Below are 26,519 nucleotides of genomic sequence, written 5' to 3' on the forward strand. Positions count from 1 at the left end.
AGTCATTATGCTTAATTCCATGAGAAAGCATGGCACCACACTGGCCGTGTTTGCCGCTGTCACCACCGGCCTGACCGCCGTAGTGTATCAGTTAACCAAAACCACCATTGCCCACCAGGCGGCGTTGCAACAAAAAGCGCTGCTGGACCAGGTCGTCCCGCCGGAACATTATGACAACGATATGCAGAGCGAATGCCTGCTGGTCAGCGATCCGGCGTTAGGCAACGGCGCGCCGCACCATCTGTATCTGGCCCGCAAAAATGGTCAACTGGTGGCAGCCGCGTTGGAAACGACCGCGCCAGACGGTTATTCTGGGGCGATCCAACTGCTGGTCGGGGCCGATTTTAACGGCACGGTATTGGGAACCCGCGTGATAGAACATCACGAAACGCCTGGGCTGGGCGACAAAATCGAATTACGTATCACCGACTGGATCACCTTCTTCAGCGGTCAAAAGATCGACGGCCCGGATGATAAACGTTGGGCAGTGAAGAAAGACGGCGGCATGTTTGATCAGTTCACTGGGGCCACCATCACCCCGCGAGCAGTGGTCAACGCCGTGCGTCGTACAGCGTTGTTTATGGAGACGCTGCCACCTAAACTGGATACCTTGCCTGCCTGCGGAGCCAGCGAATGAGTGAAGCCAAAGAGTTAATCGTACAGGGGTTGTGGAAAAACAACTCTGCGTTAGTGCAATTATTGGGGCTGTGCCCGCTGCTGGCGGTAACGTCAACTGCCACCAACGCCTTGGGGCTTGGGCTGGCCACCACGCTGGTGCTGACCATTACCAACGGTTCTATTTCCGCCCTGCGCCGTTGGATCCCGAGTGAGGTCCGAATTCCGATTTATGTGATGATCATTGCTGCCGCGGTGAGTATCGTGCAAATGCTGATCAACGCCTACGCTTTCGGCCTGTATCAGTCGTTGGGGATTTTTATCCCGCTGATTGTCACCAACTGCATCGTGGTCGGCCGGGCTGAAGCAGTCGCGGCGCGAAAACCGGTAGGACTGGCATTGATCGACGGTATGGCCATCGGCCTTGGTGCCACCAGTGCCATGTTTGTGCTGGGCTCGCTACGCGAGCTGATTGGTAACGGTACGCTATTTGATGGCGCTGACCTGCTGCTGGGCAGTTGGGCCAAGGTGTTGCGCATTGAGATTGTCCATTTCGACACCCCTTTCCTGCTGGCCATGCTGCCACCGGGTGCCTTCATCGGTCTGGGCTTGATGCTGGCAACCAAATATCTGATTGACGAAAAAATGAAGGCGCGTAAAGCCAAGGCCTTGGCAGTTGAACCTAATATGGAACAGGGACACGTAGAGAAAGCGCTATGAATAAAGAGAAACGCCTGGAGATCCTGACCCGCTTGCGGGATAACGACCCGCATCCGACCACCGAGCTGGTGTATACCACCCCTTTTGAGCTGTTGATTTCCGTGCTGCTCTCCGCTCAGGCAACCGACGTCAGCGTTAACAAGGCCACGGCCAAGCTCTACCCGGTTGCCAACACGCCAGCGGCCTTGCTGGCGTTAGGGGTAGACGGCGTCAAGGAGTACATCAAAACCATCGGCCTGTTTAACAGCAAAGCCGAGAACGTGATTAAAACCTGCCGTATCCTACTGGAAAAGCATGAGGGTGAAGTGCCGGAAGATCGCGCTGCACTCGAAGCCCTGCCCGGCGTGGGGCGCAAAACGGCCAATGTGGTGTTGAACACGGCCTTCGGTTGGCCAACCATTGCTGTTGATACCCATATCTTCCGCGTCTGTAACCGCACCCACTTCGCCCCTGGGAAAAACGTGGAGCAGGTAGAGGAAAAGCTGCTGAAAGTGGTTCCCGCCGAGTTTAAAGTCGACTGCCATCACTGGTTTATCCTGCATGGCCGCTATACCTGTATCGCCCGTAAACCGCGCTGCGGTTCATGCATTATCGAAGACCTATGCGAGTTTAAAGAGAAGGTCTATCCGCTTGATTGAGAGTACCGGACACGGCGATCCGTGTCCGCGACTCTTCCCTCCGGTTTTTTATCAAAAATGTGACGTCGAGCAGCATTAACCTTGGTGGAACCCGGGATTACCCTACAAACTCGCTGTTTCAGATATTTTCAACCGTAAAATTAGTCAAAAATTGTGGTTAACCTCACGTCTTGACGATCACATCTCATTTACAAACCTCACTATCGATCTGTTCATTTTCAGATATTTTGCATAACCCAATTTATGCACAACAAACCAAGGCCTAATCAATCATGAGCATTGATATGGACTGGATATGAATTAAATAGCAGAACATATAACTAAATTAATTCAGGGTAGCTTTTAATCAAAACAAAAACTCGGCAAATTTAAAAATGGCAAACGTTAATACTGCATAACATTTGCAACATAGTTGCATAGCGTTGCCTATGTTATATGTAACAGAACATGTCAAAAAGCTTGCCACGTTGACAAAGATAGTGAACATTAACCGCCGGCATTCATCCTATAACAATGCAGAAGGGTGCAGCCCTGCATCACATTCTGCTATTTCCCGTCCTGACAATACGGGTAGTGAAAAAACCAGAGGTACCAGTGTCAACTGCAAACAACAATTCTTCGGAAAACATTAGCCTTAACGCGTTTAAGCAACCTAAGGCCTTCTACCTGATCTTCTCGATTGAACTCTGGGAACGTTTCGGCTACTACGGTCTGCAAGGCATCATGGCGGTCTATCTGGTCAAGATGCTTGGCCTGAGTGAAGCCGACTCGATTACGCTGTTCTCCTCATTCAGCGCGCTGGTGTACGGTTTCGTGGCCATTGGTGGCTGGTTGGGGGATAAAGTTCTTGGCTCCAAGCGGGTGATCGTATTGGGGGCCATTGTGCTGGCCGCCGGCTACGCCATGGTGGCCTATTCTGGTCATGATATCTTCTGGGTTTATCTGGGGATGGCCACCATCGCCGTGGGTAGCGGTCTGTTTAAAGCCAACCCTTCTTCCCTGCTGTCTACCTGCTATGAGAAAGACGATCCGCGTTTGGACGGTGCATTTACCATGTACTATATGTCCGTCAACATCGGATCATTCTTCTCCATGCTGGCAACCCCATGGCTAGCAGCCAAATATGGCTGGAGCGTCGCCTTCTCACTGAGCGTGGTGGGGATGCTGATCACCCTGGTCAACTTCATGATGTGCCACGGCTGGGTTAAGCAATACGGTTCAAAACCTGACTTTAAGCCCCTGCAGGTCAAAAAACTGCTGATGGTGATCGTTGGTGTTGTGGCGTTGATCGCCATTTCCAGCTGGTTACTGCACAACCAGATTATCGCACGCTGGGCACTGGCTATCATCTCTGTGGGTATCGTCATCGTGTTCGCCAAGGAAACCTTCGCCTTACACGGCGCTGCTCGTCGTAAAATGATCGTGGCCTTCCTGCTGATGCTCGAAGCGGTGGTGTTCTTCGTGTTGTACAGCCAGATGCCAACCTCACTGAACTTCTTTGCTATCCACAACGTTGAGCACAATATTCTGGGGATCGCTTTTGAACCAGAGCAGTATCAGGCACTGAACCCGTTCTGGATCATGATGGCCAGCCCTATTCTCGCCGCGCTGTATAACAAGATGGGCGATCGTCTGCCAATGCCGCACAAGTTTGCCTTCGGCATGATCTTGTGTTCCGGTGCATTCCTGGTGCTGCCGTGGGGCGCAAGCTTCGCCAACGACCAAGGCATCGTGTCCGTTAACTGGCTAATCTTGAGCTATGCGCTGCAGAGTATCGGTGAGTTGATGATCTCTGGTCTGGGTCTGGCCATGGTCGCCCAGTTGGTACCACAGCGCCTGATGGGCTTTATCATGGGCTCATGGTTCCTGACCACCGCCGCCGCCGCGTTGATCGCCGGTAAGGTAGCGGGTCTGACTGCCGTCCCAAGCGACATTAACGATGCGCATGCTTCTTTGGCTATCTATAGCCACGTGTTTATGCAGATTGGTATCGCCACGGCAGTGATCGCCGTGCTGATGATGCTGACCGCACCGAAGCTGTATCGCATGACGCTGGATACCGCAGAAGATACGGCAGCAAAAGCGAAAGCTGCTGCTCTCTAATCTCTGCTGTAACCTGACCTCAAAAACGCCGGAGCCTAGCTTCGGCGTTTTTTATGATGCACAGAAAAATTGCGAAACGCTTCGTTATCTGAACAATCGCGTGCATTCAACAGCGAGGGTATTAAGTAGACTGCAGGTGGGTGCTCTGGATCTTTCCGTCTGGAGCATTTGGTAAAGGATGGAAAGAGAAAAGCCCCGGACCGATTTACATCAATCCGAGGCCGATCTCACTCCCTAACGAGGTGAGATTATCCTCTAAAATTCCCGAAATCAAGGGACAAGGAGGTTAAGAATGCCGCAAAAACTGCTGGTTTTATGCCTGATCGTTATCTGTGTGACGCTGATCGCAGTCATCTGGATAACACGTGATTCGCTGTGTCAATTACGCGTCAGGCAAGGAACAACGGAAATTGCCGCCATTCTGTCTTGCCTGAAACAGCGGTAAGGCGATCCCACGGATGGGGTTCGCCCCATCCGTAACTTGCTGGGAGGCGATCCGCGAGCACCCTTTTAGCACGTCAAAATTCACTGCTGCGATTAAATCCGGTTTAAACCAGGGGGTAATGGATCAAGTCGTGAATACGTACCGGCTCTGCGCTGGCATTATGATACGCATGTGGGCAATCCGCCTGGAAACGCATGGCTTCGCCGCTGGCAAGGCTATGCCACTCACCGTTAATCGCCAGTTCAAGTTGGCCACTGATGACAATGACATGTTCAATCACGCCCGGCTCATGAGCCGAGGATTCACTGAGCGCACCAGGGGCTAAATCGATGACAAACATATCAAAACCCAGTTGGTGGTCGAACGGGAAAAGCGGCACCACACGCATGTCGGCATTGTCTTGATTGAAGATTGGCAACTCGCCATAACGATGCAACATAGCCGCCGGCTGCAACGGCGCCGTTTCCAGAAAGGCAGAGAAAGCCACGTTAAACCCGGTAGCAATTTTCCATAAGGTCGCCACCGTTGGGCTGGACTCACCCCGTTCGATCTGCCCCAGCATCGCCTTGCTGACGCCGGTATTTTCGGCAGCCTGATTAAGGCTCCAACCGCGTTGCGTACGTAATGACTTCAGCGTTTGCGCCAAATGGCTGGCAAGATCCTGCATAGCTATTCTCCTGAAAAACCTGCGGCGATTATAGCCCCTTGTGCGTTATAACGCACGATGCTATGCTCCGTCAATTCGACCGTTATAACGCACACTACTAGGAGCGGTTATGCGTCCTGCACTCTCATTACGTGATATCTCCTTTTCTGCCATCGTTGCCGGTTTTGTCGCCGTGCTGGTAGGCTATACCAGTTCTGCAGCGATTATCTTCCAGGCCGCTGCTGCTGCGGGGGCAAGCCCGATACAAATTGGCGGCTGGTTGAGCATGCTTGGTCTAGGCATGGGTATCACTTCGTTGGGGCTCTCGCTCTATTACCGTACGCCAATCCTCACCGCCTGGTCGACGCCTGGTGCCGCGTTGCTGGTCACCAGCTTGCCCGGTACCCCGCTCAATGAGGCCATCGGGGTATTTATTTTCGCCAGTGGGCTAATCCTGCTGTGTGGTGTCACCGGCCTGTTTGCCAGGTTGATGAATCATATCCCGCAGGCCATATCGGCAGCGATGCTGGCCGGAATATTGCTCCGCTTCGGGTTGGACGCCTTTGCTTCCTTGCAGATCAACTTTTCTCTCAGCGCCGGTATGTGCCTGGTGTATCTGTTCACTCGCCGCTATCTGCCGCGTTACGGGATCGTTCTGACGTTGCTGGCCGGGCTGATCATCGCAGCGTTACAGGGTAACATTCATTTCACCCAACAAACGCTGTCCTTCGCCAAGCCGGAATTTATCGCTCCGCACTTCACGCTGTCGACGCTGCTGGGCATAGGTATTCCTTTCTTTGTCGTGACGATGGCCTCGCAGAACGCGCCTGGCATCGCCACTCTCAAGGCTGGCGGGTATGACGTCCCCACTTCACCATTAATCAGTTGGACTGCCCTGACGGCTTTGGTGCTGGCCCCCTTTGGCGGCTTTACGGTGTGTATTGCGGCCATCACCGCCGCCATCTGTATGGGGCCGGATGTTCATCCCGATCCCAAGCGCCGTTATATGGCCGCCGTGGCCGCCGGTGGTTTTTATCTGTTAGCTGGGGTGTTCGGGGGTACCATTGGCATGCTGTTCAGCGCCCTGCCGGTAACCTTGATCCATACCATCGCCGGGCTGGCGTTATTAGGCACCATTGCAGGTAGTTTGCAACGCGCGTTCCAGGATGATAAACAGCGGGACGCCGCGGTGATCACCTTTCTGATCACCGCTTCCGGGCTGACGTTGTTAAACGTGGGGGCTGCGTTCTGGGGGCTGATTGGCGGTGTACTGGCATACGCTATCTTCTCATTACCACGGCGCAAAATGCCTTGAATCCCGCTATTGGCTCTCAACGATTGGCAGGATAAATCCGCTATCACCCTGCGGCAGCGCGATACCCAAGGCACGCGCTGCCAGTTCTGCTACGCGAAAATCGATATCCGCTTGCTCACCATCTTCCAAAAACCAGGCCGCGGAAAGTCCCGCCCAGGCCAGGATCCACTGCAGCAGACGGCAACGTTCCAAGCCAGCCAGCGAGCAAACCTGTTCAACGCGACTATGGAAGATATCGGGATCGGTGGCGACACCGTAATTGGGGTTGCAGAAGATATTGGCGTAATCAAATCCTCGCTCGCCATACAGACGCTTGGGATCGATCACTAGCCAGCCGCGTTCGGCAAAATCCAGCACGTTGTCATGGTGAATATCCCCATGCAACACCCCTTGATCCCGCGGGCTGGTCAACAGTTCTGCCGCAGCGGTGGCACTCAAGCGCAGCATGCCTCCGTGAGCCTGCGCTGCGGGCCATAGGGCATTAAACCACTGATGCAAGGGGATCAGTTCAGGGTAAGGTTCATCTCGTGGCGCATGCAATCGAGCAATGACCTTGCACAGAATAGCGGTTGCCCGTTGGTCTTCACCGTTGCGTACCAGCTGTGCCAATGATAAAGGCCCCATGGCCCTTTCCAGCAAAATGCCGTCATCATGCCAGGCCAGCACCCGCGCAGCACCTTCTCCACGCCACCAGCACATCAGCTGGCCGCCAAATTTTTCTTCCTGTTCGCGGGCAATTTTCAGCATTGCAGGCATCATTTGATAGCGTACCGGCATCAACAGGCTGCTATGGGTTTCAAACGCTTGCCCGTCTGGCTCAAGTTGCCAACGTTGCAGATAAGGAATAAATGCCTGGTTGATCACCCTTATGCACCCTTATTGCGTGAACGACTGCTTGGGATGATAGTATTACCAGGCAGCATCATGCAAAACTTTCGGCTGCACGCACTGATAAGTGCGTGCTCTTGGTCATCTCGTGGGGTCATCATGTCATTACTCAAACGTACCAACTATGCAAAATTACCTAAGCCGGGTGGGCCCTATGTGCACGCGGTACGCCACGCCGATACGCTGTACGTTTCTGGCCTGACCGCCTTTGCCACCGAAGCCCAGGGGCAAGCGGTACAAGACCAGGCTCGCGCCATACTGGAACAACTGGCGGCCGTGGCTGCCAGCGAAGGCACCAATCTTAAATCACTGATCAAAATCACCGTTTTTCTGACCGAGATAGCCGACCTGGCCGCCATCCGTGACGTCCTGTTCGACTATCTGGACGGTGCGCTCCCTGCCAGTTCTTTGGTTGCCGTCAGCGCCCTGTTTTCGCCCGATCTCAACGTCGAGATCGAAGCCATTTTGGCACTGTAAATCAGGGGGGCGCTATAATGCGCCCTCATCCAGTTCACAAGGCCCAATCTTAAACCAGGCCTTGGCGATCTTCCCTTGCTCAATCTCATAGATGGCAATAACGTCCATCTTCCCGCGTCCCTGCGGAAAATTGCGCGTGACCACCTCTTGGTCGATCACCAAATTCTCCACCACCATACGTTTGATTCGCTCACCGTATAGGCTAGGCTCTTGGAATCGGGCAAGATGACGCTCACGGATTTCACCTTTACCACGGGCAAGCAGCGTATCCGGATGCTGATAATACAGCGCATCATCGGCCCAGCAGGCCATAAAGGCGTCGATATCACGGGCATTGTAGGCATCAAGCTGCTGTTGCACGATCTCTTCTGGGCGTACTGTTTTGCTGTTCATCGTAATCCCCTGCATAACGTTGAATCCGAGGTTAAAGCTCTACGATTTCATCAACCTGATGGTGAAACACGTAAGGATCGGAGATCAGCGCGAAGGCTTCATCATCCGGATAAGTGACCGCCACCTGATAGGCTTCACCGGCGAAAAACTTGATGGCCTCCAGCGAGGTCCAATAGGTTGCCAGAAAGAAATGCGCATACTCTCCCTGCACTTCTTGCCTGACAAAAGCCCCACGGTTGCCCGCAATCTCTTTAGCATGCTTGACGCCTGTGACATGTAAATGATCGGCAAATCCTTGCCGATGTTGTAGCGGCACGCAGCCGTGCCAGGTTCTGACAATCATCGCCACCCACTGAATATAAAACCGTAAATAGTGAATAAATAACCTATCATGTTTTTGGCCGATTTCAATCCGTCAGCGCATGATTTTTAAACCGATGCAAAAAGTGACATAACAGCCATTATCCGCTATGACGCTGTCGGGAATAATCTGCTAATTTAGCAACTGGACTGATTGATGATGAGTGACTATGCAGCAAAAGCCGGTTTTGCATGAAGCCAGACAGTTGAAACGCCTTAACGCCGCAACGCGGCGGCAGTCGCACATGTATAAGTGGATTGCCCTGGTGGCGGCGCTGGATGCATTGTTGGTGTTTTATTATGACCGGGATATGCGTAATGTTTCATTTTCAACGCTGGTGGCCCTGGTTTGCGGCTATCTATGGATACGCGATCGCAATAAGGCACGCGGCTATCGGCGCGAGTACGACAACAAATACGGCAACCTTCGCAACGAGTAATCCCTCCTCACTTCCAGCCTATTGATAAGGATCGATTTGTGCATTCTCCAACTGTCTCCCCAGAGCTGTTACAACCCTTCTCTCCATTTCAGGCATTAGCCCAGGAATTGCTGCCGCTGACGCTAGAGGGCGATGATGGCTCGCACGATGTAGCCCACCTGCACCGCGTGTGGAAAAATTGTCGCCAAATCAGCCAGGATGAAGGGGGAGACCAGCAAATTCTGTGTGCCGCCGTGTTGCTGCATGACTGCGTTGCGGTAGAGAAAAACTCCCCTCAGCGCCATCTGGCTTCCCGCATGGCGGCAGAAAAAGCTGGCATCGCGCTGGCAACCCTTGGTTGGTCAATTGACGATATCAACAAGACTGCGCACGCGATCGAGGCTCACAGCTTTTCTGCCGCTATTCCGCCGCAAACGCTGGAGGCCAAAATCCTGCAGGATGCCGACAGGCTGGATGCGATTGGTATGATCGGCGTTGCCCGCTGCTTCTACATCGGTGGCCGCATGCGTAGTGCCCTATACGATGCCACCGACCCGCTGGCGCAACAGCGCCAGTATGATGACAAGCGATTCACTCTGGATCACTTCGAAACCAAGCTGTTCAAACTACAGGAAGGGTTTCAGACTGCGGCAGGCCGAAGGATGGCGGCATTACGCACCGAACGCATGCGCCGCTTTCTCAGCGAACTACTGGAAGAAGTTTGATAGGCTCATTGATAACTTCAGAACAATATCTTTGCCATAAATGCTGTACACTGAAAGTCAACTTCACAACACAGGTTGCCAAAATGAAGAGACTAACGCTGAAAGAGATGACAGAAAGCGAACAACGTGAAGTAAAAACCGATCTGGACAGAGCAAGCAAAAACCTCGAGCGCCAGTTGACCAACTCCGAACATAATAGAATTAAAGACGAAGCCATCGATCGCATTATGGCCGCGCGTGAAAAGATTGCCAAAGCGACCCGCGCAGAACGCAAAGCCAACCGGGCACAGCCAACAGGTGCCACCTTCAGTTGGACTGCCTCCATCAGCACGCGCCCACATCGTTGATCACAGACCCCGCTTCGGCGGGGTTTCTGTTTGATAAGCCAGATTCATATGCACCCTGCCATTATTAATATCCCTATTATCATCTAGTTATCCATTGACAGCTAACCGTGACCTGTCCACTATCGGGTGACATTCACTGGTTACGAGATCGCCATGGCCCCTTTCATCCATCAGGCAACACCGCAGCAAACCGCGTTGACCGTGGGTGAAGCTTTGGCGCTTACTTCGAAGAAACAGCCGCTCATTTGACCGGGGCGCGCTGTCCCGTCAGATGAGCTGACTGGATGGTGTGCAACGCGATACTCCTCTCTGGTTTTCTCATCTGACTCCTAGTCGGTCACGCAGCAGGAGTTTTACATGGCTTCATTTTCCGGTATTTGGGTAGCACTGGTTACCCCATTCAATCATGACGACGTGGATTTCCCGGCAGTCAAAAGGCTGGCTCAGCATCTGATCGCCAAAGGCGTCGCTGGCGTGGTGGTCTGCGGTTCAACCGGCGAAGCCGCGGCCCTGAGCAAAGAAGAACAGTTGGCGGTGCTGGATACCGTTCTCGAGGTGGTGCCAGCCTGCCAGGTGGTCATGGGCCTTTCCGGAAATAACATGGCTAGCACCTTGCAGATGCAGCAAGCCATCAACCAGCGCGATATCGCCGGTGTGCTGATCCCCGCCCCATACTATATTCGCCCTTCGCAGGCGGGCCTGGTGGAGTATTTTACCCGCCTTGCCGATGCCTCTCGCGTCCCGGTGATTTTGTATAACGTGCCTTATCGCACCGGAGCAACCTTTGAGCTGGCAACGCTGCGGCAACTCGCCCGCCACCCGCAAATCAAGGCGATCAAAGATTGTGGCGGCTGCCCCGAGGCCACCATGGCGCTGATCCAGGACGGAGAGATCGACGTGCTGACCGGTGAAGACCATCTGATCCTGACCACGCTATGTTTGGGAGGAAGTGGCGCGATTTCCGCTGCGGCACACCTGCACCCGGAACGCTTTGTTGCTCTGGTTGAACAAGTCGTGCAAGGCGATCTGGCCGCCGCACGCAGCAATTTCTATACCCTGCTGCCGATGATCCAACAGATGTTCAGCTACCCGAACCCAGGCCCGGTTAAAGCGGCGCTGTCTCAGCAAGGGCTGATAAAAAACGAGCTTCGCTCCCCAATGCAAATCGCGCCACAGGCATTGCAACAGCAAATCGCCGATTTACTGGCGCAGATGCCAGCGCTCACTTTGGTGAAGTAATAAAATATTGTTGGTAAAACCGCTGTAATTTTTCTGGCCTAGGACTAGGATGGTAGGTTAAACCTGCCTGTCCTTCATCACCATCAAGGAGTTTTCGATGAAATTGTTCTATAAAGCTGGCGCCTGTTCCCTGTCCCCTCACATCGTATTACGTGAGGCCGGGTTGGATTTCACCGCAGAGAAAGTCGATTTAGCTCACAAGAAAACCGAAAGTGGTGCCGACTATCTGGCGATCAACCCGAAGGGGCAAGTCCCGGCGTTGGTACTTGACGATGGCAGCCTGCTGACCGAAGGCGTGGCGATTGTGCAATACCTGGCGGATCGTGTACCGGATCGTAACCTGATCCCGGCCGCTGGTACGCTTTCTCGCTATCATGCGATCGAATGGCTGAACTACGTGGCCACCGAGTTGCATAAAGGCTTCAGCCCGCTGTTTAACCCGAAAACGCCGGACGAATATAAAGCGATTGCCCGCGATAAGCTGGCTAGCCAGTTCAGCTATCTGGACTCGGTACTGGAAAAGCAGCATTACCTGTTGGGCCAGCGTTTCAGCGTGGCGGACGCGTATCTGTTCACCGTGTTGCGTTGGGCGAAGGCGTTACAGTTTGATCTCACGAAGCATGCACACCTGACGGCTTATTTCGATCGCGTAGCGGCTCGCCCTGCGGTGGCAGCAACGTTAAGTGCCGAAGGCCTGTAAACCCAGAATAAAAGAAAGGGGCCACATTGGGCCCCTTGTCAGCATCAAAACAGATTATTTCCAGTCAACCAGGCAGTAATGCTTTTTGCCACGACGCAGCAGCGTGTAACGGCCAAACAAGCGATCGCTATCGGTAAACAGATATTCTGGGTTGGATTGCTTCTCACCGTTGACGGTCACTGCGTTGGAACCGATCATGGTGCGAGCCTGGCCACGAGAAGGAACCAGCTCCGCATTAACCAATGCCTGTTGCAGATCGGCATCGTTCTCCAGCTTGATGGTTGGCATGCCATCCTGAGCCAACTGCGCAAAGTCCGCCTCGGTCATATCATGCAGTGCGCCAGAGAACAGGCTCTGGGTGATACGTTTCGCCGCGGCCAAGCCCTCAGCGCCATGCACCATACCGGTCACTTCCTCTGCCAGCACATACTGGGCGCGCGGCGCTTTGCCGCTGTTCTTGTCTTCTTCTTCTAGCGCATTAATCTCTTCAATGCTCAGGAAGGTGAAGAACTTCAGGAAGCGATAAACGTCCGCATCCGCGGTGTTGATCCAGAACTGGTAGAATTTGTACGGGCTGGTTTTTTCCGGAGCCAGCCATACCGCACCGCCTTCGGTTTTACCAAACTTGGTACCGTCTGACTTGGTGATCAACGGCACCGTCAGGCCAAACACCTGTTTCTGATGCATGCGGCGAGTCAGGTCGATACCCGAGGTGATGTTGCCCCACTGGTCTGAACCCCCGATCTGCAGCTCCACCTGATGGCGGTTATACAGCTCGGAGAAGTCGAACCCTTGCAGCAGGTTGTAGGAAAACTCGGTGAAGGAGATCCCGGAATCATCACGGTTCAGGCGCTGCTTGACCGCTTCCTTGTTGATCATCTGGTTAACCGAGAAGTGTTTACCGATGTCACGCAGGAAGGTCAGCACGTTCATGCCGCCAAACCAATCGTAGTTGTTGGCCGCAATGGCGCTGTTGCTGCCACAGTCGAAATCGAGGAACGGAGAAACCTGCTTGCGGATTTTCTCGACCCATTCGTTGACCGTTTCCGTGGTGTTGAGTTTGCGTTCGGCGGCTTTAAAGCTTGGGTCGCCGATCATACCGGTCGCGCCACCTACCAACGCTACCGGCGTATGGCCGGCCAGTTGGAAACGCTTCAGGCACAGCAGAGGCACCAGATGGCCCAAATGCAAGCTGTCAGCGGTCGGATCGAAGCCGCAATACAGTGCAATTGGCCCTTGCGCCAGTCGCTCTGCTAACGCTTCCTCGTCCGTCACTTGAGCCACCAGGCCCCGCTCTTGCAGTTGTTGAATCAGGTTGATGCTAGCCATCAATTTCTCCATGTATAAACGAATGCACCTTTGCCGGTACACGGCCTTCGCCCATTGGCGAAAATCACAAAATTCGGGGTAGCGCATAGAATAAAGCGCCAGCGGCATCAGTGCCAGCGCTTAAGGGGGATTTTCCGTCTATCAGGGTGCCAGTCGGTCAATTTTCCAGTCATTTCCCTCGCGTTGATACAGGAAACGGTCGTGCAAGCGGTGCGCGCCCCCTTGCCAGAACTCAACGGAGTCGAATCTGACGCGGAAACCACCCCAGAAACTGGGCAATGGCACTTCCCCTTGCTGGAACTTTTGCTTCAGTTCGAGGAACTTGCTTTCGAGGATGCCACGGGCAGAAATGCGCGTTGACTGTTGCGACACCCAAGCGCCGATCTGGCTGTCTTTGGGCCGGCTGTTGAAATACTTCATCACTTCCAGCGTTGACAGCCGCTCGGCCTTGCCGAGGAAGATCACCTGGCGATCCAGCATATGCCACGGGAACAGCAGGCTGATATGCGGGTTTTGCGCCAGTTGTTGCGCTTTGCGGCTGCCCAGGTTGGTATAAAACACCAAGCCCTGGTCATCGAAGTGCTTTAGCAACACGATGCGTTGGAAAGGCTGCCCCTGCTCGTCCACGGTAGCGACGCACATGGCGGTAGGATCGGCCAGACGCGCCTCACAAGCCTGTTTGAGCCAGCGTTCGAACAAATCCAGGGGGTTGGCGGTCAGATCGTTACGGCGCAGACCGCCACGGGTATATTCACGGCGCAGATCCGCCACATCAAACTCATTATTATCAGTCATCTGGATTAGCAACCAAGCGGTAAATTCGTTGTCATATTCTGCGCCTGTAGCAGCAGGATCTCAATCATTCTGCTAGCAAATAGCTCCCCCGATAATGCAACAGGTGAGAGTCATGCAGAACGCCGACACGCCGTAAATCCATCCATGGAGGCTCGTATCGCGCATCCTTGCGCTCAACGGTCGGCTAACCTGCACAACTCCCACCTGCCTCAGGCTTCAGTGGCGCGGTATTAAGCGTGGTTCGCGTCTTGAGCCAGCACGCAGTCGCTCATGATCACTTTATCATTGCGCTCGATAAAGGCGTTTGGCCCTTTCGACCAGAAGGTGTATTTACCGTCGCTGTATTTAGCACCGGACGCCGCCAGCACCTGTTTCAGCTTCAGCTGTTCGCCATCCATCAGGAAGCTGACCGTGCTCTCTTCACCATTGAGCTCTACGGTGAGCGGCGTCGTTCCGCATTGATAGTGCAGCGTTTCGCTTTTTTGCGGGACTACGTAACTGCAACCCGCCAACACGAGAACCCCGACAACCATCGCTATTTTTTTCATCTGGTGCTCCTTAAGATATTAACCCTTTCTTTATCCTAACAGAGCTAGCGGTAGCCCAACGGCAAAACCGGATAAATCCCACCCAGCAGAGTTTCACAACTGGCACCGGTAACCGAAGGCAGATTTCCCGGCAGACCGGAAATGGTCCGGAATGCCAGCCAGGCGAAGGCTAACGCCTCCATGTCATCCCCACTGACGCCAAAGTGATCGGTGGTAGCCACCTCGGTCCCCGGCAGTAAAGCGGACATTCGCGCCATCAGCAGTGGATTACGGGCACCACCACCGCAGACCAGCAGACGCTCACAGCCCCCAGCCAGCATCACCTGCTCGCAGATGGTGGTGGCGGTCAGCTCCACCAGCGTGCTCATCACATCCACCGGAGTTAACCCCGGCAACGTCGCCAGCTGTTTTTCCAGCCAACTGATATTGAAATATTCCCGACCGGTACTTTTCGGTGCCGGTAAGGCGAAATAAGGATCGGCCAACATCTGTTGCAATAGCGGTAAGCAGACGCGCCCTTCCATCGCCCAAAGGCCGTCTTTATCAAAAGGTTTTGAGCGGTGGCGCCATACCCACGCATCCAGCAGCATATTCCCCGGCCCGGTATCAAAACCGCGCACCGGTGCGCCGGGCAGTAGCAGTGACAGGTTGGCGATGCCGCCAATATTCAGCACCATACGGCGCTCGGTCGGGTGAGCCAACAAAGCCTGATGAAACGCGGGAACCAAGGGCGCGCCTTGGCCACCATAGGCCATATCACGGCGGCGAAAATCCCCTACGGTAGTGATATTGGTCAATGTCGCCACCCGGTTATTGTCCCCAAGCTGCATCGAAAAGCGCGTCTCGCCCTCCGGTTCATGCCACACCGTTTGGCCATGACAGCCAATGGCGGTGATTTCATGGGCAGGAATACCGGTTTGCTTTAACAGCCCCAGCACCGCTTCACCGAACAGCGTGCCCAACTGGGCATCCAACCGTCCTACGGCAGAAAGCGTGGTCTGCTGCCCTTGGCACATCCCCAGAATATCTTTTTTCAGTTGGATCGGCATTGGGTGGCTATAGCTTGCCTGTTGCGCCACCATACGTTCATCGATCGCGGCAAGCACCACGTCGATCCCATCCAGACTGGTGCCAGACATAACACCAATATAGCGGCCTGACTTCATCAGCACTATCCTTTACCCTTTCCAGGTTGCAACCGTTTTCACCCTTTAAATAGACCAGAATTGTGCGATTAACGCCATGAATTATGATGTCTTTTTTACAGCCTGTGAGCGAAGTTGTTTATTTTATGTCGAGCACTGGTTACATAATAAACAATTCAGGGGAGAATAAAGCGCCGGTTATTTGTTTTCAGTTCTGTCACAAAGTTAAACCACCGTTTATTATTGGTTGAACAGAGAAAAGCTAAGCTGTATACAGAAGGCAACACATGGGTGATATCAAACCGATTCAACCATAATTGCTGTAAGATTTATAGAACTTGGTTTGGGCCTATCTCCCAGATCTGGATTACCAACTGCAGGAGCTTTATATGATCAAGCGTCTTCTTGTTGTCGCTCTCGCCTCAGTCACACTGGCGGGCTGTGCAAACCAAACCGCGTCCGGTGATGTCTATTCCGCCTCTCAGGCCAAACAGGTACAAACCGTGACCTTTGGGACCTTGGTGTCCGTACGCCCGGTGCAAATTCAGGGCGGTGAAGGCTCAAGCATGCTTGGCACTATCGGCGGCGCAGTCCTGGGTGGATTCCTGGGGAATACCATTGGTGGCGGCACAGGCCGTAGCCTGGCAACCGCAGCGGGCGCCGTAGCCGGTGGTGTGGTAGGCGACAGCGTCGGTAGCGCAGCTAGCCGTAGCAACGCTTGGGAGCTGGAAATCAAAACCGATAATAAAGAAAATATCGTAGTGGTACAGAAAGCCGGGTCGACTAAATTCAGCCCAGGCCAGCGCGTTCGTATGGCGCAAAATGGCAGTACCGTTACCGTTTCTCCACTGTAACGTCCTTGCCTGAATGCAAAACCGGAGGCCCCTGGGCCTCCGGTTTCTGTTTGTTGCTGTGACTAAGCATAATAATAAAGGCGCTGGATTTATTGTTTTTCTTGCAGTTCGATGATGTTCTGTTCCAGCTTGCTAATCAGACCAACTAAAAGTCTTACTTCTTCTGCCGAGATACCGCTGAGAATTTCGCCTCTGGTCGACGTGATCACACTATCCACTTCACGAATAATCGGCTCTGCCGCCTCGGTCAATTTGATGCGCTTGGCACGGCGATCGTTAGCGCAGGTGTGTCGGGTGATCAACCCTTTTTCTTCCAGTTGATCCAAAGTACGAACCAATGAAGGCTGCTCAATACCTATCGCTTTTGCCAATTGGATTTGCGACTGTTCTGGCGGTAATCGATTGATATTGTGCAATGTCACCCAATGCGTTTGTGTAAGCTCCAACGGCTTTAGCCGATGATCGATCAGCGCACGCCAAACACGAACTAATCGTGCTAAATCTGAACCTAACGTTGATTCCACTTCCCCCTCCTTATAGTTAGCATGCTAACATTACTCCCCAAAGTGTAGCCCATTTTGGTTAATTAACATTAAAAACACAAATGTATATAATCCAAATCGCAAAAATAGACACATTTTTATCGGTAATTGGTTATCCTCTATGCAAACATTCTTCATATTCACTCATCGGGATTGCTAACGTGAATACGACTTGGCTCCATACTGCGTCACCACTGCCCGATCTGGTGCTGGGTGCATCGCTTTATTTCCCACCTCTATTTAAAGCTTTCTTACTCGGTTTAGTCTTCTGGCTGCTGGTGCATCATTTGCTACGCGACTGGATGTACTCCGGTGATATCTGGCACCCTATGCTGATGGATCTGTCCATCTTCGTCATTACCGTCAGCGGTTCCCTGTGGCTCCTAGCGAGTTGGTAGCTCATGAAGCATAAGACATTAAAGTATTTTTCGACGGTTATTGTTTGCGCCATCGCGCTTTGTGCCGGCTGGTGGTTATGGAATTACTACATGCAATCCCCTTGGACACGCGACGGTAAGGTGCGGGCTGAGCTGGTCAATATTACCCCGGAAGTCTCTGGCAGATTAGAGAAGATACTAGTTCATGATAACCAGTTCGTTTCTGCGGGCAGCTTGATTTTCAGCATTGATCCCGTGCCTTACCAAATTGCGTTGGACAATGCCGAGGCGGCACTAGCCAAAGCGCAGGCCGATATGGCCAAGGCCGACCATGAAGCGGCCCGCCGCCGCAGCCTGCCCCGTAACGTCATCTCCTCTGAAGATCTGGATGAGTCAAACCTGGCCGCCGCCTCCATGAAAGCCTCGTATAAGGCGGCTCAGGCCAATCTGGAACAGGCCAAATGGAACCTCAGTAAGACACGGATCTATGCCCCAACCGACGGTTACATCACCAACTTACAGGCCCGCGTCGGCAACTACGCCACCGCAGGAACGCCGTTGGTGGCGCTGGTAGACACCCATTCGTTCTATGTGCTCGGTTATTTCGAAGAAACCAAGCTCAGGCATATCAGAGAGGGCCGCAAGGCGGATATCGTGTTGTATAACGGCAATATTCGGCTGCAAGGGGTGGTCGAAAGCATTGGCCGGGCCATTTACGACCAAAGCGCCGACAGCAGCAGTGACTTGCTGATGGATGTGAAACCCAACGTGCCTTGGGTGCGCCTGGCACAACGGGTGCCGGTACGTATCAAGCTGATCGATATTCCGGCCGACCTGACTCTGGTAGCCGGTACCACCTGCACCATTTCAATTCATCAGCAGGACTAATGTGTGAACCTGCCCTTTCTTGAATGGAAGCGCTCGCCCTGGGGTAAAGCCACCGCAGGGCAGTGGCGCTATGCGTTACGCAACACCCTGGCAATGTGTCTGGCTCTGTGGGTCGCCTTCGTTCTACAGCTGGATGAGCCCTATTGGGCACTAACCTCCGCCGCCGTCGTTAGCTTCCCGACAGTTGGCGGCGTGATCAGCAAAAGCATTGGCCGCATTTTTGGCAGCCTGATCGGCGCCATGGCTTCACTGCTGATTGCCGGTTGCCTGAACGATCCCTGGTTGTTCACCCTGTCGATTGCCAGTTGGTTGGGGCTGTGCACCTACATTTCCAACCACTACCAGAACAATGTCTCCTACGCCTTTGCCCTGGCGGGCTATACCGCCGCGATCATCGTGTTTGGCACGGTTAATATTACCGACACCCAGCAAATTTTTGATATCACCCAGGCACGCGTCTGTGAGGTGATCACCGGTATCCTGTGCGGCGGCCTGATGATGATGATCCTGCCAAGCACGTCGGATGGTGAGACTTTGCTGGTATCGCTACGCCGCATGCACTTACGCCTGCTGGAACACGCCGCCATGCTGTGGCAACCGGAAATCAGCCTGCGGATGCGTACCTCCCACGAGGGCGTTATCGGCCAGATCCTGACCATGAACCTGCTGCGAATTCAGGCCTTCTGGAGCCATTACCGGCTGCGTCGGCAAAACAATATCCTCAACTACATGCTGCACCAGCAATTGCGCATCACCAGCGTCATCTCCAGCCTGCGCCGCATGTTGTTAAACTGGCCAGATCGTCCGGAGAATCTGGCGGCGGTGTTGGAGCAGGTGTTGAATGAATTACGCGACCCCACCACAGATAAATACCGGCTGGCTCATATTCTGGTCGCCATCGCCCCCCAGGATCCAGCCGATTATCGCCATCGGGCCTTCTTCCTGCGCCTGCGCCACTTTTGCTGGCTCTATCTGCGCTGTACCCGTTGGCTACAACGGCTGGAAAGCGCTACCCAGGTCAGCGATATCGAACCACCGCGGGTTACCTCACTCGCGCGCCATACCGACAGCGTTGAGGCCGCCTACAACGGGCTTCGCACCTTCTTATGCATCCTGATCGGTTGCGCTTATTGGATCACCACCCAGTGGGACGCCGGTAGCTCTGCGCTGACGCTGATCGCCATCAGTTGCGTGCTCTATTCCTCTACCCCTTCGCCGATCAAATCCATCACCACCTTACTGAAGGCCGTTTCCCTGCTGTTTGCCTTCTGCTTTGTGATGAAGTTTGGCCTGATGATCCAGATCGACGACTTCTGGGTGTTCTGCGCCTTCCTGTTCCCGACCCTTGTCACGATGCAGATGATGAAACTGCAAAATCCCCCCTATGCCCCACTATGGGGTCAGTTGATCGTGTTTATGGGATCGTTTCTCGCCGTGACCAACCCGCCGAGCTACGATTATCAGGGCTATATCAATGACAGTCTCGCCAAGATTGCCGGCGTGCTGTTGGCAGGGCTGGCTTTCCAAATCCTGCGGCCAAGTTCGGACAAACGCAAAAGCCGACGGATTATCCGCGCGTTACGCCGTGATTTTATCGATCAGTTGAGTAAGAAACCGCAGCAAAGCGAAAGCCAGTTTGAGTCGCGTATCTATCACCGCATCAGTCAACTGAATCAAAGCCTGGATCAGGAGGCTCGCACCTGGCTATTGCGTTGGGGAGTCGTGCTGCTGAACTGCAGCCACGTGGTCTGGCAACTGCGTGATTGGCAAACCCGTTCAGATCCGCTGGCCGCCGTGCGCGACGTCTGTATTCATTGTTTGAAGGGAGTCATGACTGAGAAAGGGGTGCAGCATGCGTCGTTGGATGCCACCTTGCAGGAGCTGCAGCGTATGAGTAACGCGCTTGCCCAGCATCCAGAACAGGCAGCACGTGATTTGGCGGGTTTGATTTGGCGGCTGTACTGCTCACTGCAACAATTGCAGCAGGCGATCATTCCACCGGAAGCGGTAACAGCGCCCACGCCAGGCTGACGCGGGCGGCTGATTTATTTGATTACGCCACAGGCGAAGCGATCGCCACCACCACCCAGAGGTTTGGGTTGATCGGAGTGGTTATCCCCCCCGGCGTGTACCATCAGCGCTTTGCCTTCGATTTCGCTGATTTTCTTCAAGCGCGGAGCCAGGACTTGGGTGTCAGCCATACCGTCCGCCGTGACATAGATTGCTGGCAAATCGCCTAAATGCCCGTTGGCATCATAAGGCCCGAGATGCTTGCCGGTTTTTTCAGGGTCAAGGTGGCCCCCCGCAGCCAGTGCGGCTACCGCCTTGCCGTCTTTCATACCCGGCTCACAGCTGCCTTTCTCATGAACGTGAAAACCGTGCACACCAGCAGGCAAGGCTTTCAGCTGCGGGGTGAACAACAGGCCATAAGGCGTTTCGCTAATTGTGATTTTACCAATGTCCTGACCAATTCCCTGGCCGGTCACCAGATTCATTTCGACATCAACCGTTGCCGCCTGCGCAACGCCACAGGCCATCAAACCCAATGCCGCACACCAATAACGTTTCATCACTCAATCTCCATGCGATAGTTATAGTCCTTAGGGAGTATATACCGAATTGATTTTGTCACAGTTGCAATTAGCCATTAATCAGAACTACCAGTGAGCTGGCTATAATATTTTGTGACCTTCCTCCCGTTACAGCAATTACACCGCACACTACAATCCACCCGATTAATCGCGGCTTATAGCGGCGAGTTGGGGCGAGGAACCTGTTCTCGGCCAACAACCTGATCCGCTTTGTTGCGCCAGATGAAGGCGAGAATGGCGAGATTGCCGCCTACCGTTTGGATAATTTCCTGTCCGCTATCGGTCAAAAATATGAATTTAGCCAGGGTAAAGTGATCGTCTTCACCCACCCGCTAATACTGAATGCATTCTTTAACAAGCGGTTGCCAGATTCCTCATGGCAACCAAGCCAAGGGCTGCAAGTTGTCACCTTGACATATAAAAACGAAACCTTCAGCGTTATGCAAGTGAAGTAGTGGCAAAGGCTGGCACAATGCCAGCCTTACCAGCTCAACTTAAGGTACGTCGTAACCCAGTGCCGCTTTACGAATGCGGAACCACTGCTGGCGGCTCAAGATCAGATCTTGCGCCTTCAGGGCCGAACGTACGCGTTCGATCTTGCCGGAACCGATAATTGGCAGCGGTGCCGAAGGCAGACGCATCACCCAGGCATACACCACCTGCTCAATGGTTTCGGCACCAATCTCTTGTGCCACCGTTTGCAGCTCATCGCGTAACGGCTGGAATTCAGCATCGCTGAACAACCGCCCGCCGCCCAGGCAAGACCAGGCCATCGGTTTAATACGCAGTTGCTGGCATTGATCCAAGGTGCCGTCGAGGATCGCTGGCTGATAAATCGGGGATATCTCAACCTGGTTGGTCACCAGTGAGAACGGCAGACGCGACTGCAATAAGGAAAACTGTGCTGGCGTAAAGTTCGAAACGCCGAAATGGCGCACCTTGCCGCTTTTATGCAGCGCCACAAAGGCTTCTGCTACCTCATCGGCCTCCATCAACGGATCGGGACGATGGATCAACAATAAATCCAGGTAGTCCGTATGCAGGTGCGATAAAGACTGCTCTGCGCTGTGCACAATATGCTCGCGATCGGTGATGTAATGCCCGATTGGGTTACCCGGCTTGGCGGTGGTAGCGATGCCGCACTTCGACACCAGCTCCATCCCCTGGCGCACCGAGGGCTGTAGCTTGATAGCCTCGCCAAAAGCCTGCTCACAGGCATAGCCACCATAAATATCCGCGTGGTCCGCCGTGGTCACCCCTAGCTCAACGTGTTGCTTGATAAACGTCAACAACTGCTGCGGTGACATGCCCCACTCCATCAAACGCCAGTAGCCGCAAATCATGCGTGAGAACTCGGGCCCAAGTGGTGCCAGCTTAATACGATTCAGCATTGTTAAACCTCATGACAATAGTTAACGCCAGCATACACAAGCGCCCAAGCCGTAGGAAACGCAAAAGTAGCCTTAACGTGCGGAAGATCGAGAAAATCAGCAATAAAGTTAAAACAGCGAGGGCTGCTCTGGCGGGATCTCTTCTGGCTGCTTGCCGGTACGCAGTGAGCGCAGGTAACGCTGGCGACACAGGCGCAGAACGTCCTTTTTCTGGACATCGTTCATTTGTATCCAGCCAAAGCGCTCCTCGCGGCTGCGCAGGCAGCCACGACAATAGCCGCGCTCATCGGCCTGGCAAATGCCACGACACGGGCTTGGGATGTCAAAGAACTCGAGTTGCTGCGCCACACGTCCTCCTGCGTTGTCATGCTAATTGAAGACGTCATCGGGGCCATTGGCAAGTGGCTTTTCCCCATGACGGCGAAAATATTCTCGCAAATAGTGCAGCGCCTGGCGCGTTTTCTCCGGCAGAACCCGTTCCAGAGTCAACGCATGCAGCCGATATGGCGCTGGCCGCCACTGCGGTAACAGGGCGATTAATTCTCCCCGGCGCAGTTCGTCACCAATTTCATACAGCGGTTGGCCGGAAATCCCCAGACCATTGCGGGTAAAGGCCCGGATCACGTTCATGCTACCGCTGATAACCTGCCCCGCCGCCAGGCGTAGTTTGAATGTTTCATCCGCATGGTGATGTAAATCGAGATGTAACCCGTGACCGCTGCCGGTGATCCAGCGGTGTTGCACCAGCTCCTGGGGCGTTTCTGGCACGCCATGCTGGCTAAGATAACGAGGCGCGGCGCAGAGCACCATGGGCCAGGCGGTCAGCGGGTGAGCAATCAGGTTGGTATCTGCCAGTTGTAGATTTACGCGCAGTGAGATATCTACCCGCTGCTCGATCATATCCACCACCTGGTCGTCTGCCAGAATGCGCAGCGTCAGCTTTGGGTGCGCCAGCAGCAAGGGAGCCAGGGCCTCTGCCAAGGGGCCGCTACCGATCCCGACGGTGGTGGCAATACGTAGTTCGCCCACCAGCGTATCCCGCAGTTCCGCCAGCCGCTGCTCCGCGCGCTGTGCTTCCTGCAACATGGCTTCGCAACCGGGATAAAAGGCTTCCCCCGCATCGGTCAATGCCAAGCGGCGAGTCGAGCGGTGCAATAACGGCACCCCCAGCGACTTTTCTAACGACCGTATATGCTGGCTGACAGCAGAGGGCGTCATCTCTAGCCGACGGGCCGCCGCAACAAAAGATCCCTCGGCCACCACGGTGGCGAATACCGCCATTCGATTCAATTTATCCATGATTATTAAGTTTTACTTAATCAAGAAAGCATAAATATGGCACTAATCAGCCGCATTGTTAAGGTTTATAGTATTTCTACTGCGCCGCCACTGAGTGGTACGGCAACCCGCTTAACAACATTTCACAGGAGAGACCTCATGAAAATCGCCATTATTGGAGCAACCGGTTTTGTTGGCCGCCGCGTAGTCGATGAAGCTTTGGCCCGCGGCCTGCAAGTGACCGCCATCGCCCGTCAGAAAAAAGATCTGCCGGATAATGCCAATCTCACCATCGCCCTGGGTGACGTGGCCGACGGCCCGTGGTTGGCACAACAGTTAGCTGGCCATGATGTCGTGATCAGCGCCTATAACCCAGGTTGGGCAGAAGCGGACCTGTATGAGAAAACCGCTAAAGGTGCTCAGCAGATCCTGGCGGCGGTAAAACAATCCGCGGTTAAACGCCTGCTGTACGTTGGCGGTGCCGGTAGCCTGGAAGTGGCTCCAGGAGTTGAGCTGGTTGATACCCCGCAGTTCCCGGAAAATATTCGTCCAGGGGCCCAGGCGGTACGGGATTTACGTAATGCGTTGAAAAAAGAAACCCAGTTGGATTGGACCTACCTTTCTCCTGCCGCGTTGCTGGAACCCGGCAAGCGTACCGGCCAGTTCCGTTTGGGCACGACACAATTGCTGATGAAGGGGGACGCACCGGCCAATATTTCGGTAGAAGACCTCGCGGTTGCCATTATCGACGAAGTTGAAAAACCACAGTTCATCAAGGCACAGTTTACCGCTGCCTATTAATCGTCCGCCAGCGGCTGTAATCTTTGCAGCCGCTGTCCTGCCGCTCACTACGTCTAAGGTTATCTTAAGTTTCATCTGGTAAATTTCGGCGCATTACCTCATGGCAGGATCCAGATTTGGCAATGCGCTTACGTAAATCATTACAATGCAACAGCTTGGGTTTTATCCTGGCTTGCGCCCTATTCTTCACGCTTTTCCAGAACCTGCTATTTATTCACCAGGCCTGGTCATATATCACCTTTGATAGCGTACATAGCATCATTTTTGCGGCGACTATGCCGGTGGTTATTTTCTGTGCCCTGAATATTATCTTCAGCATATTAACCATTCCGTTTCTGCGTAAACCTCTGGTTATTCTGTTGCTGCTCGGCAGCGCGGCGGCCAACTATTTTATGTTCAGCTACGGCGTGGTGATTGATGGCAATATGATGCAGAACGCCTTCGAGACCAACCCGCAGGAAGCGACGGCGTTGCTCACCCCTCGTATGGGGCTATGGCTGCTGTTGCTGGGTATTTTGCCTGCCGTTTTCGTGTGCTTTGTACGCATCAATAAAACCCGCCCTTGGTGGTACATGATTGGCCTGCGCGCGGCCAATGTGATGCTTTCCGTGGTGGTGATCCTGTTGGTTGCGGCGTTGTTCTACAAAGATTACGCCTCGCTGATCCGCAACAATAAAAGCGTGGTGAAAATGCTCACCCCAAGCAATTTTGTGGCTGGCACCATCAAGTACGCTCAACACCGCTATTTGCACCAAAATCTGCCGCTGGTCAAAATTGGTGAAGATGCCCATTTAGGCCCGGTGATTAGCAGCCAGGCCAAGAAGACCCTGGTGATACTGGTGGTCGGTGAAACCGCGCGGGCGGAGAATTTTTCGCTAGGTGGTTACTCACGGGAGACCAATCCCCGCTTGAAGCAGGACGATGTGGTTTATTTCAAGAATGCCAGTTCCTGCGGTACCGAAACGGCTATCTCCGTGCCCTGCATGTTCTCCAACATGCCACGCAGCGATTACGACGCCACCTTGGCCGCACACCAGGAAGGCATACTGGACGTGATGGCACATGCCGGAGTCAACCTGCTGTGGCGCGAGAATGACGGCGGTTGTAAGGGCGCCTGCGATCGTATCCCACATATCGACATGACCAAACTGAAGCTTTCACAGTATTGCGACGGCGATGTCTGCATGGATAATGTGCTGCTGCATAAACTGGACGATTATATCGACGGCCTGCAAGAGGACGGTGTGATCGTACTGCATCAGATGGGGAGCCACGGTCCGGCCTACTATCGCCGTAGTACGCCAGAATTACGTCAGTTCTCACCAACCTGTGACAGCAACCAGATCCAGGACTGTACCCACGAGCAACTGGTGAATACCTACGACAATTCACTACTGTACACCGACGCCATGCTGGACAACACCATCAAGCTGTTGCAGCAATACAGCGGCAAATTCAATACGGCGATGGTCTATCTTTCCGATCACGGTGAATCGCTCGGGGAGAATGGCATGTACCTGCACGGTACGCCGTATATGTTCGCACCTTCTCAGCAGACCCACGTGCCTTTCCTGATGTGGATGTCGGCCGATTATGAACGCAATTTCGGCATTAACCGCCAATGCCTGCAATCCCTGGCGGAGACCGATAAGGTTTCACAGGATAATCTGTTCCACACCCTGTTGGGCATGTTAAACGTGCAGACAAGGCAATATCAGCCCGACCTGGATATTCTGCAGCGCTGTCGCAAGGCTTAACCTTAGCCGCTCCCTCTGGCACAATAGCTTTTCGGGCGCAGCATGCGGCGCCCCTACGGTGTGATGGAGCACACAGCACCACTACAGAGTGTAAGTTGGCTGAAATGTTTACCGTCAGAACCGGAAATTTTTTTACCGGTTTTTTTATCTGCGACTTGACCTAGACCAATCGGTCTATTATTCTCATTTTCAT

31 protein-coding genes are annotated in these 26,519 nt (G+C 53.7%); 18 read left to right on the forward strand and 13 right to left on the reverse strand.

Annotated elements, in window-relative coordinates:
- Nucleotides 1-7: 7 nt before the first annotated feature.
- The 5 genes from rsxG (at nucleotide 8) to ACMV5I_RS01195 (ending at nucleotide 4,521) form a co-directional block, all read left to right on the forward strand.
- Complete coding sequence (gene rsxG, locus ACMV5I_RS01175) at nucleotides 8-637, forward strand: electron transport complex subunit RsxG (protein WP_196062534.1); 630 nt, start codon at nucleotides 8-10, stop codon at nucleotides 635-637.
- A complete protein-coding gene (locus ACMV5I_RS01180) occupies nucleotides 634-1,335 on the forward strand; it encodes an electron transport complex subunit E (RefSeq protein ID WP_024486620.1) in 702 nt (233 codons plus the stop codon). The genes rsxG and ACMV5I_RS01180 overlap by 4 nt, the downstream gene beginning before the upstream one ends.
- A complete protein-coding gene (gene nth, locus ACMV5I_RS01185) occupies nucleotides 1,332-1,973 on the forward strand; it encodes an endonuclease III (RefSeq protein ID WP_121606743.1) in 642 nt (213 codons plus the stop codon). Before ACMV5I_RS01180 ends, nth begins: the two co-directional genes overlap by 4 nt.
- 594 nt (nucleotides 1,974-2,567) lie before the next feature.
- Nucleotides 2,568-4,076 carry a dipeptide/tripeptide permease DtpA gene (dtpA, locus tag ACMV5I_RS01190; RefSeq protein WP_024486618.1) on the forward strand — a complete coding sequence of 503 codons (1,509 nt, stop codon included), beginning with the start codon at nucleotides 2,568-2,570 and terminating at the stop codon, nucleotides 4,074-4,076.
- 292 nt (nucleotides 4,077-4,368) lie between these two features.
- Nucleotides 4,369-4,521: a Hok/Gef family protein gene (locus tag ACMV5I_RS01195; RefSeq protein ID WP_414823474.1), complete on the forward strand. Its 153-nt coding sequence runs from the start codon at nucleotides 4,369-4,371 to the stop codon at nucleotides 4,519-4,521.
- A 103-nt stretch (nucleotides 4,522-4,624) separates the two neighbouring features.
- Here ACMV5I_RS01195 and ACMV5I_RS01200 read toward each other — a convergent pair whose 3' ends face one another.
- On the reverse strand, nucleotides 4,625-5,188 hold the full coding sequence (locus ACMV5I_RS01200) for a helix-turn-helix domain-containing protein (RefSeq protein WP_046808208.1): 564 nt from the start codon (nucleotides 5,186-5,188) through the stop codon (nucleotides 4,625-4,627).
- Nucleotides 5,189-5,297: 109 nt separating this feature from the next.
- Here ACMV5I_RS01200 and ACMV5I_RS01205 point away from each other — a divergent pair, with 109 nt between their 5' ends.
- Nucleotides 5,298-6,482 carry a benzoate/H(+) symporter BenE family transporter gene (locus tag ACMV5I_RS01205; protein WP_414823475.1) on the forward strand — a complete coding sequence of 395 codons (1,185 nt, stop codon included), beginning with the start codon at nucleotides 5,298-5,300 and terminating at the stop codon, nucleotides 6,480-6,482.
- A 6-nt stretch (nucleotides 6,483-6,488) separates the two neighbouring features.
- On the opposite strand, the gene ACMV5I_RS01210 is transcribed toward ACMV5I_RS01205, so the two are convergent.
- Entirely contained in the window at nucleotides 6,489-7,343 is an 855-nt protein-coding gene (locus tag ACMV5I_RS01210) for an aminoglycoside phosphotransferase family protein (protein WP_121608966.1), read from the reverse strand.
- Nucleotides 7,344-7,469: 126 nt separating this feature from the next.
- On the opposite strand from ACMV5I_RS01210, the gene ACMV5I_RS01215 reads away from it, so the two are divergent.
- Complete coding sequence (locus ACMV5I_RS01215; protein WP_098931222.1) at nucleotides 7,470-7,847, forward strand: RidA family protein; 378 nt, start codon at nucleotides 7,470-7,472, stop codon at nucleotides 7,845-7,847.
- 12 nt (nucleotides 7,848-7,859) lie between these two features.
- Here ACMV5I_RS01215 and ACMV5I_RS01220 read toward each other — a convergent pair whose 3' ends face one another.
- Nucleotides 7,860-8,240 (reverse strand): nuclear transport factor 2 family protein, encoded by a 381-nt coding sequence (locus ACMV5I_RS01220; RefSeq protein WP_021804535.1) that lies wholly within the window; start codon nucleotides 8,238-8,240, stop codon nucleotides 7,860-7,862.
- A gap of 31 nt (nucleotides 8,241-8,271) precedes the next feature.
- Nucleotides 8,272-8,583, reverse strand: coding sequence for a hypothetical protein (locus tag ACMV5I_RS01225; protein ID WP_414823476.1), 312 nt, complete (start codon nucleotides 8,581-8,583; stop codon nucleotides 8,272-8,274).
- A gap of 187 nt (nucleotides 8,584-8,770) precedes the next feature.
- Between ACMV5I_RS01225 and ACMV5I_RS01230 the strand changes: the two genes are divergently transcribed.
- From ACMV5I_RS01230 to gstA, 5 genes are all read left to right on the forward strand, one after another.
- Nucleotides 8,771-9,040: a hypothetical protein gene (locus tag ACMV5I_RS01230; RefSeq protein WP_121606739.1), complete on the forward strand. Its 270-nt coding sequence runs from the start codon at nucleotides 8,771-8,773 to the stop codon at nucleotides 9,038-9,040.
- Between the two features lie 38 nt (nucleotides 9,041-9,078).
- Nucleotides 9,079-9,744 carry an HD domain-containing protein gene (locus tag ACMV5I_RS01235; protein WP_202810973.1) on the forward strand — a complete coding sequence of 222 codons (666 nt, stop codon included), beginning with the start codon at nucleotides 9,079-9,081 and terminating at the stop codon, nucleotides 9,742-9,744.
- A gap of 83 nt (nucleotides 9,745-9,827) precedes the next feature.
- Nucleotides 9,828-10,091, forward strand: coding sequence for a DUF3811 domain-containing protein (locus tag ACMV5I_RS01240; protein WP_024486509.1), 264 nt, complete (start codon nucleotides 9,828-9,830; stop codon nucleotides 10,089-10,091).
- A 357-nt stretch (nucleotides 10,092-10,448) separates the two neighbouring features.
- Nucleotides 10,449-11,330, forward strand: coding sequence for a 4-hydroxy-tetrahydrodipicolinate synthase (dapA, locus tag ACMV5I_RS01245; protein WP_121606738.1), 882 nt, complete (start codon nucleotides 10,449-10,451; stop codon nucleotides 11,328-11,330).
- 97 nt (nucleotides 11,331-11,427) lie between these two features.
- Nucleotides 11,428-12,030, forward strand: coding sequence for a glutathione transferase GstA (gene gstA / locus ACMV5I_RS01250; RefSeq protein ID WP_021178076.1), 603 nt, complete (start codon nucleotides 11,428-11,430; stop codon nucleotides 12,028-12,030).
- Between the two features lie 54 nt (nucleotides 12,031-12,084).
- Here gstA and tyrS read toward each other — a convergent pair whose 3' ends face one another.
- The 4 genes from tyrS to anmK form a co-directional block, all read right to left on the reverse strand.
- Complete coding sequence (tyrS, locus tag ACMV5I_RS01255; RefSeq protein ID WP_261444721.1) at nucleotides 12,085-13,359, reverse strand: tyrosine--tRNA ligase; 1,275 nt, start codon at nucleotides 13,357-13,359, stop codon at nucleotides 12,085-12,087.
- 141 nt (nucleotides 13,360-13,500) lie between these two features.
- Nucleotides 13,501-14,154, reverse strand: coding sequence for a pyridoxamine 5'-phosphate oxidase (gene pdxH, locus ACMV5I_RS01260; protein WP_021804541.1), 654 nt, complete (start codon nucleotides 14,152-14,154; stop codon nucleotides 13,501-13,503).
- Between the two features lie 230 nt (nucleotides 14,155-14,384).
- Nucleotides 14,385-14,702, reverse strand: a complete 318-nt coding sequence (locus ACMV5I_RS01265; RefSeq protein ID WP_024486512.1) for an MliC family protein — start codon at nucleotides 14,700-14,702, stop codon at nucleotides 14,385-14,387.
- Between the two features lie 44 nt (nucleotides 14,703-14,746).
- Nucleotides 14,747-15,868, reverse strand: a complete 1,122-nt coding sequence (gene anmK / locus ACMV5I_RS01270; protein ID WP_414823477.1) for an anhydro-N-acetylmuramic acid kinase — start codon at nucleotides 15,866-15,868, stop codon at nucleotides 14,747-14,749.
- Nucleotides 15,869-16,236: 368 nt separating this feature from the next.
- Between anmK and ACMV5I_RS01275 the strand changes: the two genes are divergently transcribed.
- Nucleotides 16,237-16,701, forward strand: a complete 465-nt coding sequence (locus ACMV5I_RS01275; RefSeq protein WP_021178081.1) for a glycine zipper 2TM domain-containing protein — start codon at nucleotides 16,237-16,239, stop codon at nucleotides 16,699-16,701.
- 89 nt (nucleotides 16,702-16,790) lie between these two features.
- On the opposite strand, the gene slyA is transcribed toward ACMV5I_RS01275, so the two are convergent.
- On the reverse strand, nucleotides 16,791-17,225 hold the full coding sequence (slyA, locus tag ACMV5I_RS01280) for a transcriptional regulator SlyA (RefSeq protein ID WP_021178082.1): 435 nt from the start codon (nucleotides 17,223-17,225) through the stop codon (nucleotides 16,791-16,793).
- Nucleotides 17,226-17,404: 179 nt separating this feature from the next.
- On the opposite strand from slyA, the gene ACMV5I_RS01285 reads away from it, so the two are divergent.
- The 3 genes from ACMV5I_RS01285 to ACMV5I_RS01295 are packed head-to-tail and all read left to right on the forward strand — an operon-like array spanning nucleotide 17,405 to nucleotide 20,539.
- Complete coding sequence (locus ACMV5I_RS01285; protein WP_024486868.1) at nucleotides 17,405-17,641, forward strand: DUF1656 domain-containing protein; 237 nt, start codon at nucleotides 17,405-17,407, stop codon at nucleotides 17,639-17,641.
- 3 nt (nucleotides 17,642-17,644) lie between these two features.
- Complete coding sequence (locus ACMV5I_RS01290; RefSeq protein ID WP_121606735.1) at nucleotides 17,645-18,508, forward strand: HlyD family secretion protein; 864 nt, start codon at nucleotides 17,645-17,647, stop codon at nucleotides 18,506-18,508.
- A gap of 3 nt (nucleotides 18,509-18,511) precedes the next feature.
- Nucleotides 18,512-20,539 (forward strand): FUSC family protein, encoded by a 2,028-nt coding sequence (locus ACMV5I_RS01295; protein WP_174332891.1) that lies wholly within the window; start codon nucleotides 18,512-18,514, stop codon nucleotides 20,537-20,539.
- Between the two features lie 14 nt (nucleotides 20,540-20,553).
- On the opposite strand, the gene sodC is transcribed toward ACMV5I_RS01295, so the two are convergent.
- The 4 genes from sodC to ACMV5I_RS01315 form a co-directional block, all read right to left on the reverse strand.
- Nucleotides 20,554-21,078 (reverse strand): superoxide dismutase [Cu-Zn] SodC, encoded by a 525-nt coding sequence (gene sodC, locus ACMV5I_RS01300; protein ID WP_284121601.1) that lies wholly within the window; start codon nucleotides 21,076-21,078, stop codon nucleotides 20,554-20,556.
- A 515-nt stretch (nucleotides 21,079-21,593) separates the two neighbouring features.
- Entirely contained in the window at nucleotides 21,594-22,490 is an 897-nt protein-coding gene (locus ACMV5I_RS01305) for an aldo/keto reductase (protein ID WP_414823478.1), read from the reverse strand.
- 108 nt (nucleotides 22,491-22,598) lie between these two features.
- Nucleotides 22,599-22,838 carry a DUF1289 domain-containing protein gene (locus tag ACMV5I_RS01310; RefSeq protein WP_414823479.1) on the reverse strand — a complete coding sequence of 80 codons (240 nt, stop codon included), beginning with the start codon at nucleotides 22,836-22,838 and terminating at the stop codon, nucleotides 22,599-22,601.
- 21 nt (nucleotides 22,839-22,859) lie between these two features.
- On the reverse strand, nucleotides 22,860-23,789 hold the full coding sequence (locus ACMV5I_RS01315; protein ID WP_414823480.1) for a LysR substrate-binding domain-containing protein: 930 nt from the start codon (nucleotides 23,787-23,789) through the stop codon (nucleotides 22,860-22,862).
- A gap of 138 nt (nucleotides 23,790-23,927) precedes the next feature.
- Here ACMV5I_RS01315 and ACMV5I_RS01320 point away from each other — a divergent pair, with 138 nt between their 5' ends.
- Together ACMV5I_RS01320 and eptA are read left to right on the forward strand one after the other, a co-directional pair.
- Nucleotides 23,928-24,569 carry an NAD(P)-dependent oxidoreductase gene (locus ACMV5I_RS01320; protein WP_414823481.1) on the forward strand — a complete coding sequence of 214 codons (642 nt, stop codon included), beginning with the start codon at nucleotides 23,928-23,930 and terminating at the stop codon, nucleotides 24,567-24,569.
- A gap of 122 nt (nucleotides 24,570-24,691) precedes the next feature.
- A complete protein-coding gene (gene eptA / locus ACMV5I_RS01325; protein WP_414823482.1) occupies nucleotides 24,692-26,326 on the forward strand; it encodes a phosphoethanolamine transferase EptA in 1,635 nt (544 codons plus the stop codon).
- The last annotated feature ends 193 nt before the right edge of the window (nucleotides 26,327-26,519 follow it).

The sequence above is a fragment of the Serratia sp. T13T92 genome, from assembly GCF_047530105.1.
GTDB classification, from domain to species: domain Bacteria; phylum Pseudomonadota; class Gammaproteobacteria; order Enterobacterales; family Enterobacteriaceae; genus Chania; species Chania fonticola.